This window comes from Mycobacterium sp. 1165178.9 (assembly GCF_001673555.1).
GTDB lineage: Bacteria > Actinomycetota > Actinomycetes > Mycobacteriales > Mycobacteriaceae > Mycobacterium.
Genome location: NZ_LZMB01000331.1, coordinates 1 through 1483, shown reverse-complemented (window position 1 = coordinate 1483; position 1483 = coordinate 1). Strand labels below are relative to the sequence as shown.

Sequence of the window (1483 nt, the reverse complement as noted above, 5' to 3'; positions counted from 1 at the left end):
GCGTTCAGGGCCGCCGGGCCCGGTGCAGGCGTTCGTCGATCGGGGCGTGGACTTCGTCAGCGCGAACTCGTTGCGCGAGTTGGTGACCGCGATGAACAAGCTGCCCGACGTGCAGCCGCTGGACTACGCCACGGTCGAGGCCGAAGTCACCGCCCGGGACCGCGAGGTGGCCAACAAGTTCAGCAAGGACGGGCAGATCACGGCGATCCATGCCGCCCGAAACTATCTGGGCGATCGGCTGGGCCGGGTGGTGGCGCCGCACCGGCTGACCGATCCGAAGGCGGGACCGATGATCGCGGTCAAGCTGCACATCCTGACCAGAAAAACGTTGGGCGGCATCGAAACCGACCTCGCCTCACGCGTGTTGAAGGCCGACGGCACGCCGCTGACCGGTCTGTATGCCGCCGGCGAGGTGGCCGGGTTCGGTGGCGGCGGCGTGCACGGCTACCGCGCCCTGGAGGGAACGTTCTTGGGCGGCTGCATCTTCTCCGGCCGCGCCACCGGGCGCGGCGCGGCCGACGACCTCACGTAGCCGGAGGCATACCGGCGCCGAGTGTGGGGGATAGGTATGTTTACCCGCCGTCGCTCGCCCATGGGCCCCACTCGACGGGCCCAGCTACCCCGTCTGTTCACGTCAGAACGTGACGGCGTCCTCTTCGGGCAACACCTGGAAGTCGGTGCTGGTCATCTCGGTGAGTCGTCCGTAGTAGATCCCCCGCGCATCCGGGGCGATGATCCCCTGGTGAATGGGAACGGCACGCTGCGGGGCCACCGCACGCAGGTAATCGACCGCCTCGGATACCTTCATCCAGGGCGCGGCCGCCGGCGTCGCCAAGACGTCCACCGGCTCGTCCGGCACAAAGAGCGCGTCACCGGGATGCATCAACCGGGCACGGTGGTCGGCATCGCCCACAAGAAACGAAATGTTCTCTATCACAGGGATTTCCGGGTGAATCACCGCGTGTTTGCCGCCGACGGCGCGAACGGTCAGTTCGCCGATCTGCAGCTCGTCGCCGACATGGACCTCGCGGCAGGGCGCACCCAGCTGCGCGGTGGTCTGCGGGTCGGCGTACAGCGCCGCATCCGGGTTACCCTCGAGCAAGGCCGGCAGCCGTTTGACGTCGACATGGTCGGGGTGCTGATGGGTGATCAAGATGGCGGTCAAGCCGGTGATTCCCTCGAAACCATGCGCGAAGCTACCGGGGTCAAAGAGCACGCGGGTGCGGTCAAACTCGGCAAGTAGGCACGAATGGCCGAAATGCGTCAGTTGCATATCTACGATTGTGCCTTGATGGACAAGCTGCCGACGCGCGTGATTTTGGCCATGATGCTGGTCGCCGGCAGTGTTGCGGTTGCCCTGGTCGTCGTCATCCCTGTACACGCCGAGCCGGAGACTTGCCCGGGCGTGTGCGATCGCATTCCGAACACCGCGTGGATTGATCAGCACGCCCTGCCGCTGGACGGCGCGTACCACTGGCCCGCG

Annotated in this window: 2 protein-coding genes and 1 pseudogene; 2 read left to right on the top strand and 1 reads right to left on the bottom strand. The window is 66.5% G+C overall.

The window, feature by feature from the left end; genetic code table 11:
- Window positions 1–532 (top strand): FAD-binding protein (locus A5652_RS14485; protein ID WP_156745344.1); only part of this gene is annotated, 532 nt, incomplete at its 5' end.
- A gap of 102 nt (window positions 533–634) precedes the next feature.
- Here A5652_RS14485 and A5652_RS14480 read toward each other — a convergent pair.
- The gene (locus A5652_RS14480; RefSeq protein ID WP_067352363.1) at window positions 635–1273 is read right to left on the bottom strand and encodes an MBL fold metallo-hydrolase; all 639 of its coding nucleotides are present in this window, start codon (window positions 1271–1273) and stop codon (window positions 635–637) included.
- Here A5652_RS14480 and A5652_RS14475 point away from each other — a divergent pair.
- A pseudogene (locus A5652_RS14475) lies at window positions 1250–1483 on the top strand (ATPase); the annotation flags it as partial. The gene A5652_RS14480 and the pseudogene A5652_RS14475 sit on opposite strands and share 24 nt — an antisense overlap.

What these genes read in the sequence shown, in the direction of transcription:
- A5652_RS14480 (WP_067352363.1), bottom strand. Translation starts at nt 1,273, where the DNA reads ATGCAACTGACGCATTTCGGCCATTCGTGCCTACTTGCCGAGTTTGAC.